The 16,835-nt window shown below is 40.0% G+C and carries 17 protein-coding genes; 8 read left to right on the top strand and 9 right to left on the bottom strand.

The features are described 5' to 3' along the window. Window positions 1-27 precede the first annotated feature (27 nt). Genes KZC02_RS12620 through KZC02_RS12610 form a run of 3 tightly spaced genes read left to right on the top strand, consistent with a single transcriptional unit; the run spans window position 28 to window position 2,150 of the window. Entirely contained in the window at window positions 28-1,110 is a 1,083-nt protein-coding gene (locus KZC02_RS12620; protein ID WP_221394420.1) for a Gfo/Idh/MocA family protein, read from the top strand. A gap of 46 nt (window positions 1,111-1,156) precedes the next feature. Further along, entirely contained in the window at window positions 1,157-1,723 is a 567-nt protein-coding gene (locus KZC02_RS12615; RefSeq protein WP_221394419.1) for an acyl-CoA thioesterase, read from the top strand. Between the two features lie 7 nt (window positions 1,724-1,730). Continuing rightward, window positions 1,731-2,150: a DUF2141 domain-containing protein gene (locus KZC02_RS12610; RefSeq protein ID WP_221394418.1), complete on the top strand. Its 420-nt coding sequence runs from the start codon at window positions 1,731-1,733 to the stop codon at window positions 2,148-2,150. Window positions 2,151-2,206: 56 nt separating this feature from the next. Here KZC02_RS12610 and KZC02_RS32485 read toward each other — a convergent pair whose 3' ends face one another. Both KZC02_RS32485 and KZC02_RS32480 read right to left on the bottom strand, forming a co-directional pair. After that, entirely contained in the window at window positions 2,207-2,965 is a 759-nt protein-coding gene (locus tag KZC02_RS32485) for a helicase HerA-like domain-containing protein (RefSeq protein ID WP_255637424.1), read from the bottom strand. Then, complete coding sequence (locus KZC02_RS32480) at window positions 2,928-3,764, bottom strand: helicase HerA-like domain-containing protein (protein ID WP_255637422.1); 837 nt, start codon at window positions 3,762-3,764, stop codon at window positions 2,928-2,930. Before KZC02_RS32480 ends, KZC02_RS32485 begins: the two co-directional genes overlap by 38 nt. A 224-nt stretch (window positions 3,765-3,988) precedes the next feature. Here KZC02_RS32480 and KZC02_RS12600 point away from each other — a divergent pair, with 224 nt between their 5' ends. The 4 genes from KZC02_RS12600 to KZC02_RS12585 all read left to right on the top strand — a co-directional run bounded on the left by KZC02_RS12600 (window position 3,989) and on the right by KZC02_RS12585 (window position 8,666). Beyond that, window positions 3,989-5,011 (top strand): alpha-E domain-containing protein, encoded by a 1,023-nt coding sequence (locus KZC02_RS12600; protein WP_221394417.1) that lies wholly within the window; start codon window positions 3,989-3,991, stop codon window positions 5,009-5,011. A 149-nt stretch (window positions 5,012-5,160) separates the two neighbouring features. Next, entirely contained in the window at window positions 5,161-6,003 is an 843-nt protein-coding gene (locus KZC02_RS12595; protein ID WP_221394416.1) for a transglutaminase family protein, read from the top strand. A 108-nt stretch (window positions 6,004-6,111) separates the two neighbouring features. Then, on the top strand, window positions 6,112-7,515 hold the full coding sequence (glmM, locus tag KZC02_RS12590; RefSeq protein ID WP_221394415.1) for a phosphoglucosamine mutase: 1,404 nt from the start codon (window positions 6,112-6,114) through the stop codon (window positions 7,513-7,515). Window positions 7,516-7,517: 2 nt separating this feature from the next. Then, on the top strand, window positions 7,518-8,666 hold the full coding sequence (locus tag KZC02_RS12585; RefSeq protein ID WP_221394414.1) for a cysteine desulfurase family protein: 1,149 nt from the start codon (window positions 7,518-7,520) through the stop codon (window positions 8,664-8,666). 110 nt (window positions 8,667-8,776) lie between these two features. Here KZC02_RS12585 and hemH read toward each other — a convergent pair whose 3' ends face one another. The 7 genes from hemH to KZC02_RS12550 all read right to left on the bottom strand — a co-directional run bounded on the left by hemH (window position 8,777) and on the right by KZC02_RS12550 (window position 15,729). Further along, on the bottom strand, window positions 8,777-9,838 hold the full coding sequence (hemH, locus tag KZC02_RS12580) for a ferrochelatase (RefSeq protein ID WP_221394413.1): 1,062 nt from the start codon (window positions 9,836-9,838) through the stop codon (window positions 8,777-8,779). 95 nt (window positions 9,839-9,933) lie between these two features. Further along, a complete protein-coding gene (locus tag KZC02_RS12575; protein WP_221394412.1) occupies window positions 9,934-10,881 on the bottom strand; it encodes an N-acetylornithine carbamoyltransferase in 948 nt (315 codons plus the stop codon). A gap of 130 nt (window positions 10,882-11,011) precedes the next feature. Then, a complete protein-coding gene (locus KZC02_RS12570) occupies window positions 11,012-12,145 on the bottom strand; it encodes an aspartate aminotransferase family protein (protein WP_221394411.1) in 1,134 nt (377 codons plus the stop codon). Window positions 12,146-12,258: 113 nt separating this feature from the next. Beyond that, window positions 12,259-13,266 carry an N-acetyl-gamma-glutamyl-phosphate reductase gene (gene argC / locus KZC02_RS12565; RefSeq protein ID WP_221394410.1) on the bottom strand — a complete coding sequence of 336 codons (1,008 nt, stop codon included), beginning with the start codon at window positions 13,264-13,266 and terminating at the stop codon, window positions 12,259-12,261. Between the two features lie 14 nt (window positions 13,267-13,280). Then, window positions 13,281-13,643 carry a four helix bundle protein gene (locus tag KZC02_RS12560; RefSeq protein ID WP_221394409.1) on the bottom strand — a complete coding sequence of 121 codons (363 nt, stop codon included), beginning with the start codon at window positions 13,641-13,643 and terminating at the stop codon, window positions 13,281-13,283. Between the two features lie 34 nt (window positions 13,644-13,677). Beyond that, window positions 13,678-14,880 carry an argininosuccinate synthase gene (gene argG, locus KZC02_RS12555; protein ID WP_221394408.1) on the bottom strand — a complete coding sequence of 401 codons (1,203 nt, stop codon included), beginning with the start codon at window positions 14,878-14,880 and terminating at the stop codon, window positions 13,678-13,680. Between the two features lie 138 nt (window positions 14,881-15,018). Then, a complete protein-coding gene (locus tag KZC02_RS12550; RefSeq protein ID WP_221394407.1) occupies window positions 15,019-15,729 on the bottom strand; it encodes a GNAT family N-acetyltransferase in 711 nt (236 codons plus the stop codon). Between the two features lie 447 nt (window positions 15,730-16,176). Between KZC02_RS12550 and aat the strand changes: the two genes are divergently transcribed. Beyond that, window positions 16,177-16,788, top strand: coding sequence for a leucyl/phenylalanyl-tRNA--protein transferase (gene aat, locus KZC02_RS12545; RefSeq protein ID WP_221394406.1), 612 nt, complete (start codon window positions 16,177-16,179; stop codon window positions 16,786-16,788). The last annotated feature ends 47 nt before the right edge of the window (window positions 16,789-16,835 follow it).

Here is a 16,835-nt window from a genome sequence, read left to right as displayed (position 1 = left end):
TGAAATTCATTTAGCTCAATATTACATATGAAAGCCTTTTTGCTGTTATTTTTTTGTTTGATTTCTACGGAAATATTTGCTCAAAAGCCTATGCGTTTGGCGGTTGCCGGTTTAAGTCACGGGCATGTTGGCTGGGCTTTTAACCGATCGGATAAAAAAGATACTGAACTGGTAGGTGTTTATGAAACGAATCAGGAACTGGTAGATCAGTTTATTTCCAAATACAAATTGGATAAAAGCCTGTTTTTTAATGATCTGAATAAAATGCTCGATCAGGTAAAACCGGATGCCGTTTCAGCTTTCGGGCCGATTAGTGAACATATTGCCATTGTAAGAGCCTGTGCGCCCAGGAAAATTCATGTGATGGTGGAAAAACCTTTGGCTACGACATTTGCTGATGCCAAAGAAATTGAGAAATTAGCAACACAGAATAATGTTCAGGTGCTGACTAATTTTGAAACATCCTGGTATGCGAGCAATCAATATGTACACGATTTGCTTACAGACGGGAAATTGGGTGAAATCAGGAAAGTAATGGTAAACGACGGGCATGAAGGTCCAAAGGAAATCGGTGTAAGTAAAGAGTTCTTTGCTATTTTAACCGATCCTGCTAAAAACGGAGCAGGAGCGCTAACAGATTTTGGATGTTACGGAGCAAATCTGATGACCTGGCTTTTAAAAGGAGAACGCCCGGTTTCTGTAACCGCAGTTACGCACCAGAACAAACCGGATATTTATAAAAATGTAGATGACGAAGCGTCAATTATTTTACAGTATCCCAAAGCGCAATGTATTATTCAGGCATCCTGGAACTGGACTTTTGCGAGAAAGGATATGGAAGTATTTGGTACAAAAGGTTATGCTGTTGCTGTTAATCCAACTACGGTTCGTCAGCGTTTAGCCAATAAATCTCCTGAGGAGACCTTAAAAATTGAACCTCGTCCTGCACCATTTACCGATCCTTTTTCAGTATTGGCAGATGTAGTGGGAGGCCGGTTGAAACTGGATAAAAATGACCTTTATGGATTGCCCGTCAATGTAATTGTGGTAGAAATTCTGGAAGCGGCAAAACTATCAGCCAAATCCGGGAAAACGGTTATGTTGAAATAAGAAAGTTAAATTGCTGTATTGAATTTGTTACAATTAAATAAAACCTATGGAATTAGATGCGCGACCCGTCAGCTTTTCACAAACTACGTTAACCGAGTTAATGATTCCTTCCTATGCCAATTTTGGTGGGAAAATACACGGAGGTATTTTGCTTTCACTAATTGATAAAGTAGCCTATGCCTGTGCATCGCGCCATGCTGCAACCTATTGTGTCACAGTTTCTGTGGATGGAGTTGATTTTTTGAAACCGGTTGAAGTCGGGGATCTTGTTTCCCTCATGGCATCGGTTAATTATGTCGGGCGCACTTCTTTAGTGATAGGAATAAGAGTCATAGCGGAAAATGTGAGAAATGGTGTTCAGCGGCATACCAATACTTCTTATGTTACGATGGTTGCTAAAGGAGACGATGACCGGCCAGCCGTTGTTCCGCCATTATTACTTGAAAACGAGGAAGATACCAGGCGTTTTTTGGAAGCAATGAAACGAAAGGAATTAAAAGAAACATATCGCCATGCATTTGACAATGCTAAAACCAGAATGGAAGTAAATGAAAATCTGGGGAAACTTGCAGAACAAAGGTGTGTACTTGGATGGAAAGATCAGAAATCATAATTTTTTTATGAATTTACTTGCTTTATACGCTTGCTGCTTCCTGTTTGCAGGAACCAATGAACCAACGGCTACTCTTCAGGTACAAATTACCAACGTAAAAAACGGGAACGGTAAAATCTGGATTGCCTTATTCAGGCCCGATGAAAAGTTTGGGACAAACAAGCCGGGGATTGCCAAAATCATTAGTGTGACATCTGCCGATGACCAGACTGCAACTTTCGAGTTAGCTCCCGGCCGTTATGCATTGGCCATGTATCACGATTTGAACGGAAATGATCTCATGGATAGAAATTTTGTGGGTATACCGAAAGAACCTTATGGATTCAGCAAGAATTTTCGTCCTAGATTTTCCGCTCCGTCGTTTGAAGATTGTGCATTTGAACTTTTGCCAGGCGGCAAGACAATTTCAGTGAAACTGACGAATTAAGATTTGACGGACTAAGATTTGACAACTTTTAAAAAGTTGTCAAATCTGTAAAAATTTCAAAATCCAAATAATCCACCGCTTTTCTTTCTGGTAGAAGTTGTTCTTTTTCCAAAAAGCATCCCAAAAACACCTCTCACTACTTCCCTGCCAATTTGTTTTGCCAAAGGAGATGATAAAGCCTCAGAAATCATACCTTTCTCTTCTTTCTGGTTTTTAGCCTGCTGCACTTCTTCTTTTGCGCTAACCTCGGCTTTTGCATGCTCCTCCATTCTTTTGGTCAGCATTTCGTAAGCACTTTCAGGATCGATCGGATCTTTGTATTTCAAATATACATCCGACTGGCGTACCTGATTTTCATAGTCAGCTTGTGTCATAGGTCCCATAATCGAGGTCGGAGGAAGCAAATGAGTAGCTGCAACTTCCGTTGGAATACCTTTTTCATTTAGTACCGTAACCAATGCCTGCCCAATTCCCAATGTCGTTAATATCTGGTCAATCTGATAATAATCTGAACGCGGATAGGTTTTAACAGTTTGCTTCAGTGCATCAGCATCTTGTGGCGTAAAGGCACGAAGTACGTGCTGGATCCGATTTCCTAATTGTCCCAGAACATTTACCGGAACATCCTGCGCCATCTGTGTACAAAAGAAAATACCTACACCTTTTGAACGGATTAGCCTGATAACCTGCTCAATCTGATCAAGAAATGCCCTTGGTGCATCCTTAAATAATAAATGCGCCTCATCCAGAAAGAATACCAGTTTCGGTTTATCCAGATCACCAGCTTCCAGGTAATTTTTGATATAATTCAGCAAGAAGGCTGAGCATAAATGTCGAAAACAAAGCAGGTTTATCCTGAACGTCTGAAATATTCAGCAGGCTGATCACACCTTGCCCGTCGATACGGTTGATTAGATCAGTTATATCGAATGATTTTTCACCAAAAATGCTTCCGACTCCCTGTTGTTCCAAAGCAACTATTTTACGTAAAATTGTTCCGGCAGTGGAAGAAGATATGGTTCCGTAATCAGCTTTGATCTCAGCGGCGCCCGGCCCTTCGGATAAGTAACTTAGTACTTTTTTAAGGTCAAATAAATCCACCATGGGCAGGTCTTTATCGTCGGCATATTTAAAAAGTATTGCCAGGACGCCTGCCTGCGTATCGTTTAATTCAAAAATTTTAGAGAGCAAAATTGGCCCGAATTCCAGAATAGTCGCACGCATTTGTGCACCTTTCTGGCCACTTAGTGAATATAATTCTACCGGATATCCTTTGGCTTCAAAAACGGTTCCTAATGCTTGCGACCGTTCGTCAATGGCTGCATTGGTCTTTCCCGGTTGTGCAATTCCTGATAAATCACCTTTGATGTCAGACATAAAAACAGGTACTCCGGCAGCAGAAAGCTGTTCAGCAAGCACTTGTAAAGTCCGCGTTTTTCCTGAGCCGGTGGCACCTGCAATCAGCCCATGGCGGTTCATCATTCGCAAAGGAAGGTTTACTTTTGCCTCTGTAATAATTTCACCGTCCAATATCGCGGATCCCAAATGAATGGAAGGCTGGCTGGTTTGATACGATTTTTGAATAGCTGCTACGAATAGATCTCTTTTAGACACAGAAGTATATTGTTATTGTTAATGACGGGTTAATTTACCAAATTTATATCTTTTGAAAAGATTCCTTGCTTTTATAAGTTTTTTTTGACCAAAATAATATTCTTTTTAGAAGGTATATTATTTTTCGTAGTAGTTTGTATTTACGATATATTATTAGGTATTTTGGTAAATTCACTATGTAATTATTCTGATTTTAATTCACGGAACCACAATATTTGCCGCATATGCTTAGTCGAGTTGCTAATTCAATTTATTGGATGAATCGTTATATGGAACGGGTAGAAAATTACTCCCGTTTTGTTGGAGTTAATTTTAATCTGGCTTTGGACCTTCCTCCTGATGTCGACGAACAATGGGAACCTCTTCTGATCGCTACTGCCGATCATTTTACTTTTTATAAATATTATGAAAAGCCAACAAAGGAAGATGTAATCCACTTTATGACCTTTGATAAACGTAATCCAAATTCGATAATCAGCTGTCTTTACGAAGCCAGGGAGAACGCGCGTACCATCCGGGAAACGATTTCGAAGGAAATGTGGGAAAGTATTAATGCATTTTATCTTTCTATAAAAGGTAATTCAGCAGAGAATTTCCGGAATATGGACCACATGCAGAATTACTTTACTGATATCCGTAAAAGCTGCCAGTTGTTTCACGGTGTTGTTGATTCGTCCATTACACGCAATGAAGCCTGGCATTTTGGCCGTTTAGGGCGCCATATAGAACGTGCAGATAAATGTTCCCGGTTTCTGGATGTTAAATATTTTACACTTTTGCAGGATGCAGGTACTTCCGGTTCTACACTTGACCTGATGATGTGGACTGCGGTGCTCAAATCAGTAAGTGCATATAATATGTACCGGCAGACGCATCGTGCACTCACCCCGATGAACATAGTCGCATTTTTGATTCTTGATAAATTATTCCCGCGTTCCATTGCTTACAGTGTTCGTCAGGCGGAGCTTTCGTTGTATGCTATTCGCGGATCAATTCCGGAAAGAGGGCACACAGATCCTGCTGAAAGGGCGCTGAGTAAAATGCGTAGTGAACTGGAATTCACAGAGGTGGAGGATGTATTCAAAATGGGCCTTCACGAATACCTGGACAAATTTCAGACAAAAAACAACGAGGTCGATAATGCCATTTTCGATATGTATTTTGGGTTGGAAACCGAACAATCACAATCCATGGGACAGTCGATGGGGCAAACTGCCGGAAAATCGATGAACCAGTGGATGAATTGACGAATGCCATAATAATTCAGCACTTCTCAGATATATTGTCGGAGATGCATACACTTATTGCTTAGGATCAAAGTGGCAGCCTGCATGGTTGCCATTACTTATACTCACCAGGAGTAAACGGATTGTCTTTTGCTAAAACAGAAAAATATATGAACCTGAAAGTTCATCACTCATTGATTTACAATTACAATTTTCCTGTTGTTCTGGATCAGCATACACTGTATATTTATCCGAAGCCTTATCCACATCAGCGTATTATTGATTATTCGCTCTTCATTGACCCCAAACCATCTAAAATTGTCAGGAATGTAGATGCAGAAGGTAACCCTCAACAGGTAGCTTATTTTTTTAACGGTCCTGTGAACAGATTAACAGTAGATGCGGTAATTACGGTAAGTTCTGATCCTGTAAATATTTTCGACTTTGTACTTTTTCCGTTTTCTACCCAAAACTTTCCTTTTTTATATGAGGACAGGATCTATAAATACCTGATCCCATATCTTAGCCGGAGTGATGTAACAAACTATGTTGAACAATTTGCGAGGAAAATTGCTTCGGAAGTAAATTGGGAAACCGTTCCTTTTCTTGTACAGCTAAGCCATTATATCAGTACAAATTTCAGTTATCAGAACAGGGAATTTGGAAAGGCTTATCCGCCGGACGATACCTTGCGGGACAGAACAGGCTCATGCAGGGATTACTCGCGGCTATTTATAAGTGCCTGCAGGAGTCTGGGAATTGCTGCACGCTTCGTAAGTGGATATCTATATGGAAATCCTTTGCAGGCACACGAGCTTCATGCGTGGGTTGAAGTGTATCTGCCGGGTGCAGGCTGGCGCGGGTTTGATCCGACAGAAGGCAAAGCTATTGTCAATAATCATATCAGTACGGCTGCATCAGCTGATTTTGACCAACTTGCGCCTGTGATGGGCTCCTTTCGGGGATTTGCCAATGCATCATTAATAACTCAGGTTGATATAGAAATGGTTTAATGCTTCTTGAAGCCCTTTTAATCAATAGTTACTATTGTTTCAAGAAAAGCAGTTAAGGCATAGGAAATTTAGTATTTTTGTACCCAAACAAACAGAGGAATTTAGATCGTGACGTTAATAAAATCTATATCAGGGATCAGAGGTATTGTTGGTGGTAAATCCGGCGAGGGGCTGACTCCGATTGATGTTGTAAAATTCGCAGCTGCTTATGGAACATGGCTACGACGTACTAATCCACAAAATTTAAAAGTTATAATCGGTCGTGACGCCCGCCTTTCAGGTGAAATGGTAAGCCGGCTTGTTGCTGCTACTTTGCAGGGGGTAGGTTTAAGTGTAATAGATTTAGGTCTGTCCACTACTCCAACTGTTGAGATTGCAGTTACTATGGAGCATGCGGGTGGAGGAATTATTCTGACCGCAAGCCACAATCCAATTCAATGGAATGCCCTGAAACTGCTTAATCACGATGGAGAATTTATTTCTGAGGCAGAAGGTGCGGAAGTTTTAAGAATTGCCGATGAAGAAGATTTTATTTTTGTTGACGTTAAAAAACTTGGTAGTTACAGTATTGATAATACGTATCTCCAGAAACATATTGACCATATCCTGGCACTTCCATTAGTCGATATTGAAGCGATCAAAGCTGCTAATTTTCGTATTGTTGTTGATGCAGTCAATTCAACGGGTGGAATTGCCGTTCCTATGTTGCTGGAAGCTTTGGGTGTGTCAGTCAAAAATGTCAAAAAATTAAATTGTGATCCAACTGGTAATTTTGCACACAATCCGGAGCCGCTGCCTGAACATTTAAGGGAAATCAGTAAAGAACTAAAAGACGGTTCATATAATCTGGGTATTGTAGTAGATCCGGATGTGGACAGGCTGGCGTTGATGTGTGAAGACGGAAGTCCGTTTGGAGAAGAATATACATTGGTAGCTGTTGCAGATTATGTGCTTAAAAACAGTGTTGGAAATACGGTTTCAAATTTGTCATCCACAGCAGCTTTACGCGATATAACCGTAAAAGCCGGAGGACAATATTTTGCTTCCGCAGTAGGAGAGGTAAATGTGGTAGCGATGATGAAGCAGCACAATGCCATCATTGGTGGAGAAGGAAATGGTGGAGTAATTTATCCTGAAAGCCATTATGGCCGGGATGCTTTGGTTGGTATTGCACTCTTTCTTACACACTTGGCAAAATTTGGTAAAACCGCCTCTGTTTTAAGAAAGTCGTATCCGGGTTATTATATTTCTAAAAATAAAATCGAGTTAACTCCTGATATTAATGTTGACAATATCCTGAGTCGTATTCAATCCAAATATTCAAAACAGCCATTGAGCATTATTGATGGCGTCCGGATAGAGTTTGACCATGAATGGGTTCACTTGCGCAGGTCAAATACGGAGCCGATTATTCGTATTTACTCTGAATCGGAAACACAGACAACCGCAATTAATCTAGCCAACAAAATAATTTCTGATATTAAAGAGATTATCTCAGAACCAAAAAATTAACAATGAAGGTTTATCTGGACAATGCTGCCACTACGCCTCTTGACCCCGAAGTGCTGGATGCAATGCTTCCAATCATGCGGGAACAATTTGGCAATCCATCGTCAATCCATTCATATGGCCGTGCTGCGCGCTCGGTGATAGAAAGAGCAAGAAAACAGATTGCCGGTATATTGAATGCAGCGCCTTCGGAAATATTTTTTACTTCCGGAGGAACCGAAGCAGATAATACTGCCATTCGGTCAAGTATAGAAACACTGGGTTTGAAGCATGCGATTACTTCCAGAATTGAGCATCATGCAGTCCTGCATACTTTGGAACATCTTCAAAAAACCGGACAGATTGAGCTGAGTTTTGTAGACCTGAATGAAAATGGAGTAGTTGATCTTCCACATTTGGAACATTTGCTGAAAACGCATTCAAGATCACTGGTTTCTTTGATGCATGGAAATAATGAGATCGGCAACCTGCTTGATCTTGATACTGTTGGTGAATTATGTGTGAAATATAATGCGTTATTTCATTGTGATACCGTACAGACGATGGGTCACTACAAACATGATCTTCAGCAACTGAAAGCTAATTTTATAGTTGGGGCTGCTCATAAATTCAATGGGCCGAAAGGGATAGGTTTTCTGTATGTAAGGCCAGGAATTAAGATTTATCCATATTTACACGGTGGTGCGCAGGAGCGTAATATGCGTGGCGGGACCGAAAACGTATACGGTATTGTAGGTTTGGCAAAAGCTTTGGAAATTGCTTACCGGGATATGGATTCACATCGCAGCCATATAGAAAATCTGAAAAGCAGGATGATTCAGAAGTTGAGCGAAAACATTGAAGGAATCCGGTTCAATGGTCAGTCAGGCCAGCTTGAAAACAGCCTTTATACCGTTTTGAATGTAAGCCTTCCACCTTCTGATATAAGTGATATGCTTTTGTTTAACCTGGATATTGCAGGAATCGCTGTATCTGGCGGAAGTGCCTGTTCCAGCGGAACTGAGATCGGCTCACATGTTTTAAATGAACTCCAAATTGATCCTGAAAGAGCGAATGTAAGGTTCTCATTCGGAAAATATAATACAGAGCAAGAGATTGATTATGCAGTTGGTACACTTGCAGAGCTGTATCGCAAAGAATCTGTTTTGTTATAAGCAAAGATAAAGAGAAGTCAGGTTTCTGAAACGGGGCCGCCAAGACGGGGTCACCGAGACGGGGTCGCCGAGACGGGGTCGCCCAGACTTGACTTCTCTATTTTGATAAATTATGCATTTTTAACGAGATCTTCCAGCGTTTCAATCCAGATGTCACTGTCATTCAGGCTTTCCACAAGCTGCCAGTGTTCACCGCCTTCTTTCTCGAATATTTCTTTATATTCATCGCCAACTTCAATCGTAGTTTCCAGACAATCAGCTACAAAAGCAGGTGAGAAAGCTAATACACTTTTAATTCCTTTTTTTGCAAGTTCGGGTATTATTTCATCCGTATAAGGTTTTATCCAGGGCGTTTTACCAAGTCGTGATTGAAAAGCAACCGTGTATTTGCCTTCCGGAATTCCCATTCCCTTTACAAATAATCGCGTAGTTTCATAACATTGAGCACGGTAACAATGCTGATTCCTGGCATCGAGTTTATCACAGCAAGTTCCAAACTGGCAAACATTGGCAACATCTCCTTTTGTAATTTGTCTTTCGGGAATTCCATGATAGCTGAACACAAAGTGGTCGTAATCTCTTTGTGCCATGTATTTTTTGCCAAGATTAACAAATCCTTCAACAAATTTTGGATGATCAAGGAATCGGTTAACAAACCGGATTTCAGGAAGTACTTCCCAGTCTTTCACTACTTCCATAACTTTTTTGTACACCGAACCTGTTGATGCAGAGGCATACTGAGGAAAAAAAGGAACGACAATAATTTCAGAAAGGCATTCTTTACGTAGTTCATTTAAGCCGCTTTCAATACTTGGGCTTTGATAACGCATAGCAAGTTTAACCACATAGTTTTCTCCTAATGCCTTTTGTAATTTTTCTTCAACAGAATAGCCGTAAATTTTTAATGGTGATCCTGCCGGAGTCCATAATTGCCGGTAAATTTTTGCGGATTTCGGTGCCCGGAAAGGTGCTATAATCAGATTGATCAGCAACCAGCGATTCAGATAAGGGATATCAATTACCCGTTCATCCATCAAAAACTCCCGGAGGTATTTTCTTACGTCAGGTACCGAAGGGCTATCCGGAGTACCCAGGTTAACGATGAGAACACCTGTTTTCCCAATTGCTTTTTTCTGTGAGATTGAAGCCTGGGTCAATGTATTGGTATGCATTGAAGTAGTTAAATTTATAATATTCAAGGTGAAATATTGTATTTATTAAACTGATGCGCATAACTATAAAGTTCGCTGCACATCAGCTTTTAATATTATAAGCCTAAAAGTATTTCTTTCAACACAGCCTGTGCCGACCATTCCCGGTTGGCAGCTTCTTCAATCACCAGCGAACGCGGGCCATCCAATACCTCATCGGCTACTTTCATATTTCTCCTTAATGGCAGGCAATGCATGAATTTTCCGTTATCAGTCAGGGCCATTTTTGTTTCGGTAAGCATCCACGACGGATCGCTTGTTAAAACCTGCCCATAATTTGTAAATGAAGACCAGTTTTTGCCATATACAAAGTCGGCTCCTTCCAAAGCCTTATCCTGATCATAAATAACCTGGCCTTTGCCTACAAATTCGGGAGCCAGGTCATATCCCTCCGGATGCGTAATCACCAGTTCTACGTCCATAGGGTTCATCCATTCACAAAACGAATTGGCAACTGCCTGTGGCAGCGCTTTAAAATGAGGAAGCCAGGTAAGTACAACTTTCGGGCGTTGTTTTAATTTAAATTCTTCAATAGTAATGCAATCCGCCAGAGATTGCAGCGGATGACGTGTTGCAGATTCGAGGTTCACTATCGGGACATCGGCGTATTTTTTAAATTGCTGAAATACCATTTCCTGATAATCTTTATCACGATCCTGCAAACCAGCAAAAGAGCGTATTCCAATGATGTTACAGTAACGTCCGATCACGGCAGCAGCTTCCTTTACATGCTCAGCCTTGTCACCGTTCATAATCACTCCTTCCTCCATTTCAAGCCCCCAGCCATCCTGTCCGACATTCATGATAATGACGTTCAAACCCAGATTTTGAGCCGCTTTTTGAGTACTGATACGGGTTCTTAAACTCGAATTAAAGAACAGAAGCCCTATTGTTTTATTTTTACCAAGTTCTATATCAGCAAATGGATTGCGTTTCGCCGCAATACCACTCGAAATCAATTGTGGAAGGTCAGCTACGTCTTCTAGGGAAAGGAAATGTTTCATTGATTGTTTTGGTGATGTATTTAAACGCAATATGCGCTTTGGTTTTCGCAATGGATTTGGTTGCGAAGACGCAAAACTATTATAATCTATTTACAATCTTTTTTCTATAGTATTAAATGTATCCATTGCGTTAAATAAGACTGCCTACTTCAATTCGTAATACTTCTAAGAATAAATCCGCCTCTTCCTTCCCCAGCGCCAATGAAGGTAATAACCGAATAGTATTGACCCCGGCGACGCCAGTGAACATTTTGTGTTCAAACAATAATTTATTTCTAAGATCTTTAACAGGGAAATCGTATTCAATACCAATCATTAATCCACGTCCTCTCAATTCTTTATATCCGCCAATTTCCTGAATGCCTTTGAAAAGATATTCTCCAATTTCAGCAGCGTTTTCCAGGAGATTTTCATTTTTCATAATATCCAAAACCGCCACACCGGCAGCGCAGGCCAAGTGATTTCCACCAAATGTAGTTCCCAGCAAACCATAACTTGCTTTGAACTTAGGCGATATTAAAATTCCTCCGATCGGAAAACCATTTCCCATACCTTTGGCCATAGAAATTATATCCGGATCAATACCGCTGAACTGGTGTGAAAAGAATTTTCCTGTCCGTCCATAACCACACTGTACGCTGTCCAGAATTAGAATGGCACCCGTTTCGTCACACTTACGACGTAATGTTTGCAGGAATTCGTCGGTACACACGTTGATCCCGCCAACACCCTGGATACCTTCAACAATAACTGCACAGACTTCATCCGTAATACCGTTTTCTGCTGATTCAATATTATTAAAAGGTAAAAACGAAACGTGTTTATTATAATTAATTGGTGCTACTATAGAAAGATTATCTGTTGCAGCAACGGCACCGGCTGTACGGCCATGAAATGATTTTGTAAATGAAATAACTTTAGTCCGGCCGTTATGGAAAGATGCCAGTTTTAAAGCATTTTCATTGGCTTCGGCTCCTGAATTGCACAGGAATAATTTATAATCCGGATAACCGGAAAGATCTCCCAATTTTTCAGCCAGTTCTTCCTGCAAAGAAATTTTGACAGAATTAGAATAAAAACTGATCGCATTAAGCTGCTTAGTGAGCATATCCACATAATACGGATGACAATGCCCAACGGAAATTACCGCATGGCCGCCATATAGATCCAGATATTTTGTGCCATTTTGATCCCACAAATAACTTCCCTGTGCTTTTACAGGCTCAATATCATAAATTGGATATACATCAAATAAATGTGACATAGTTTCAGGTAGTTTTAACCGCAGAGGAAATGAGTTTTAAATCACAGAGTTTCACAGAGCTTAAAAAGTTTAGCGTCCTCTCTGCGCTTAACTTCTTAACCCTGCGTTTAAATTTAAAAAGCAGGAGCCTTTAATCTTAAACCCGTATCTTCTGGCAACCCGAATAGCAGATTTAGATTCTGAACTGCCTGACCGGAAGCACCTTTTGTTAAATTATCTATAATACTGGTAATCAATAATTGTCCATCATGTACTTCCAAATGAATCAGGCCTTTGTTGGTATTAACAACTTGTTTTATATCAATAGGTATTTCGCTGACATGCGTAAACGGATGGGATACGTAGTAACTTTTATACAATTCATTTGCTTCATTCAGCGAACCTTCAAAACGGGTATAAACATTTGCCATAATCCCACGGGTAAAATCGCCTCTATATGGAATAAAATTAACTGCTTTGTCGAAACCGTTTTGCAACTTCCCAAGGCTCATTTTAATCTCAGTGAGATGCTGATGTGTAAAAGCTTTATAAATGGAAACATTATTATTCCGCCAGGTAAAATGCGTAGTAGCACTCAGCGACTGTCCTGCTCCGGTACTTCCTGTCACCGCACTTACATGAATATCATCCTTGATCAGATTCGCAGCAGCCAATGGCAAAATGGCCAATTGGATACTCGTTGCAAAACATCCCGGATTGGCAATTTTTGTTGCCGTTTTGATCTTCTCTTTTTGTAGTTCAGGAAGTCCGTAAATAAACCCGTTTGATTCATCCCGAAAGTCCGTACTAAGATCAATGATTTTAATAGTATCAGGAACGGTATATTCATTCAGAAATTTATGCGATTCTCCATGTCCGGAGCAAAGAAAAATGGCTTGTAAGTTTTCCTTATTTAAGAGTGCCTGTATTTCTTCTCCTGAAAAGGTTAGGTCGGTATCACCCAACAGATCCGTATGTGTTGTATAAACCGGCTTTCCTACCTGACTTTTACTATGTGCAAAAGCAATGTTAATATTCGGATGGTTAATGACAATTCTCAGCAATTCCCCACCCGTATAACCCGCCGCACCTATTATTCCAATGTTAATAGAGTTTATTAGTTTATTAGTTAATGAGTTCATGAGTTACATTAGAATTAGATTTGAGGGTTACGAACTTTTTTAATCAAAGAGATTAACATTGCCTTGATCTCTTTGATCTCTAAATTTCTTCTTTCAAATACTTCGATAGATATATAGTTTAAGTCTTTGCTAAGTAGAAGATAATATTCTGTTTCATGCAATGAACCGAGTGAAATTTGGAAAAAATTGGCAATGTCGAGGACACCTTTTTTACCACAACCTTCGGCCAAATTAGCAGATATAGAAACTGTTGCTCTACGCATTTGAGAAGTAAGCCCAAACATTTCATTTTTTGGAAAGTTATTAGTAAGTTGATAAATCTCCAGAACAAGTTGATGAGATTTCTGCCAGACTTTCAAATCTTGATAATTTTGCATGAGCTTTACTCCTGAACTTTAAACTCCTAAACTTTTAACTTTCTGCTGATTCGCTTACTTTTTGATAAATCATCACCTGATTAGAAGCAACCTTTGAGAAACCGCGTACATCATCGCCGGTCCAGGCATTGTTCATTTCGCCATAACTTCCGAATTTTGAAGACATCAGGTCAAATGGTGATTCGATACCTTCTATATGGAAACGGTATGGCGCCAGTTGCACGTGAACTTTTCCTGTAACATGCGTTTGTGTATCAGCAAGAAATGTTTCAATGTTACGCATAACAGGCTCTACAAACTGGCCTTTGTGCAGCAAGCTGCCATACCAGTTAGATAGTTGTTCTTTCCAGTAAAGCTGTTGTTCGCTCAATACATGTTTTTCCAAAGTATGATGCGCCTTGATGATAACCAACGGAGCTGCGGCTTCAAATCCAACGCGGCCTTTGATACCAATAATTGTATCACCCACATGAATATCACGGCCAATACCAAAAGGCTGGGCAATAGCTGCCAGTTTCTGAATAGCATGGACCGGGTTGTCAAAAATTTCTCCGGCTACACTTTTCAACTCACCTTCAACAAATTCCAGTGTGATCGTTTCCGGCTCAGTTTTGGTAACCTGGGTTGGCCAAGCAGACTCGGGAAGATACTGATCAGAAGTCAGGGTTTCTTTTCCTCCAACAGATGTTCCCCAAAGCCCTTTGTTAATACTGTATGCAGCTTTTGCCCATTCGCGGCCAACACCTTTTTTAGTTAAGTATTCAATTTCAGCTTCACGGGAAAGTTTCAAATCACGGATCGGCGTAATAATTTCAGCTTCCGGAATAATAATACGGAATGCCATATCAAACCGGACCTGATCATTTCCGGCACCTGTGCTTCCATGAGCAATAGCACTTGCCCCGATTTCCTTAGCGTATTCAGCAACAGCAACTGCCTGAAAAACACGTTCCGCACTCACTGAAAGCGGATAAGTATTATTTTTCAATACATTTCCAAAAATCAGATATTTGATACAATCGTTATAGTAATCTTTTGTTTTGGAGATTGTAACATGTTTTTTTACGCCAAGTGAATAAGCATTGGCCTCAATCGTTTTCAGGTCTTCTTCCGAAAAACCACCGGTATCTACCAAAACTGAGTAAACTTCGTAGCCATTATCTTCAGCTAAATATTTTACACAAAAAGAGGTATCCAATCCTCCACTAAACGCTAATACTACTTTGGGCTGTGACATTTTAAAGAATATGTAATTTCTTATTGGTTATTAAAATGGAACTACAAAGAAACAAAAAAATACCTCGCTTCGGGCTTATTATAGCTTTCGGGCGAGGTATTTAGATAGATATATGTAATCTGTAAATGAATGCTTACACTAGTGTATGAGCATAGCCTCGGCGTTTTTCTTTTTGGCGCGTTCTTCCCTTCGTAATAAAATACGTTGTTTGATTCGCATCCAGCGCTCGTAAAGGCTTGATTCTTTCAGGAAATCCCAGGAATCCTTTTCAGGCTGGGCATCCACTTTTTTATGTTCTTCGGGATTGTACATCATTCCCGTACATAGGCAATGTTTTCTGCCGGTACGGCTCAATACATCATAATTCACACAACTTGCACATCCTTTCCAGAAGGCATCATCAGCTGGTAATTCGCTGAATGTTACAGGCTCATAACCCAGATCTGAATTAATCTTCATCACTGGCAGGCTCGTTGTAATACCTATAATTTTAGCATCCGGATATTTGCTGCGTGATAATTCAAAAGCTTTTTGCTTGATTGCCTTTGCCATTCCACTGTTTCTAAAATCAGGATGCACGATAAGACCTGAATTCGCTACAAATTTGCCATGCTCCCAGGTTTCAATATAGCAAAAGCCTACCCAGATGCCATCCGTTGTTGTTGCGATAATTGCTTTCCCTTCAATCATCTTTTCCATGATATATACAGGAGAACGTTTAGCTATACCAGTACCACGCTTTTTGGCGCTTTCCTCCATTTCTGCACAAATTGTTTCTGCAAAATGGAGATGATTTTCATTGGCAGTCTGTACTAAAAACTTACTGCCCACTACTTCGGTATTTTTCATTTATGGCTGTATGGCAAAAATGTTCGAAACAAAATAAATATCCCCAGATGAAAACGATGGGACGTTTAAGAACTATTTTAGTAACAATATTAGGGGTATAAAAGATTTACCACGTAGGTAAAATAAGGTTATGCGGTCCGGGGGGACCTATATCGGAAAGGCGTAGTATGCAGAACAGTATGTATTTCGGTATTGTTCATTAACTTGCTAAATGCGTCTAAGAGGTTGCAAAGCTTGCAAAAAATAATATTACTCCAAAGAAACAGCAGATATATTTTTATGGTTCGTTTTTTTAATGAAAAATATTATTGAATTTAATCCGAAGATTGTATTTGAATAACCAATGAAATCCTCCTGAATAACCTTAAATTCAACTAACGGGGGTACATAATTGCGATTTTTCGCTTTGAGCAAATTTTTTAAATACTACGCAAATAGTATATTTTAATGTCAGACATTTCAACCGACGATCTACTTTATGGCTATATGAACGGGATATTTCCTATGGCAGAAGCAGATGACACTATCTATTGGTACTCACCTGATCCAAGGGCAGTTATACCAATAGAAACCTACAAACCTTCCCGGTCGCTCCGGCCGGTTCTGAATAAAAAGACCTTTGAAATAAGGGTAGATTTTAATTTTGAAGCGGTCATGCGCGGTTGTTCGCAGCCGAGAGAAATGGAAGAAGGTACCTGGATTTCAGAAGAAATTATTTCAGCTTATGTTGCTTTACATCAGTCTGGCTATGCACATAGTGTGGAAGCATGGCGTAATGATCAGCTGGTGGGAGGGCTTTATGGTGTTTCGATAAACGGAGCATTTTTTGGAGAATCAATGTTTTCTCTGGAAAGTAACTCTTCCAAAGTTGCTTTTCATTATTTGATTGAAATATTGCGTGTCAATGACTTCATGCTGCTGGATACGCAATTTATAAATGACAATGTGCTCAGGTACGGTGCAGTTGAAATACCCAGGGAGCAATATATGCAACGGCTGCAAAAGGCTTTATTGTTAAGCAGGAAATTTGATAAAAGTTTGATTTCTGACCATTTTTAAAAATAAAGATATCGTTCATAATAAAAGTTATCTGCTTTTTTCATTTG

The sequence above is a fragment of the Dyadobacter sp. NIV53 genome (genome assembly GCF_019711195.1).
Classification (GTDB): domain Bacteria; phylum Bacteroidota; class Bacteroidia; order Cytophagales; family Spirosomataceae; genus Dyadobacter.
The sequence above is the reverse complement of the archived record's forward strand: the minus strand, read 5'-3'. Positions and strand labels throughout refer to the sequence as shown.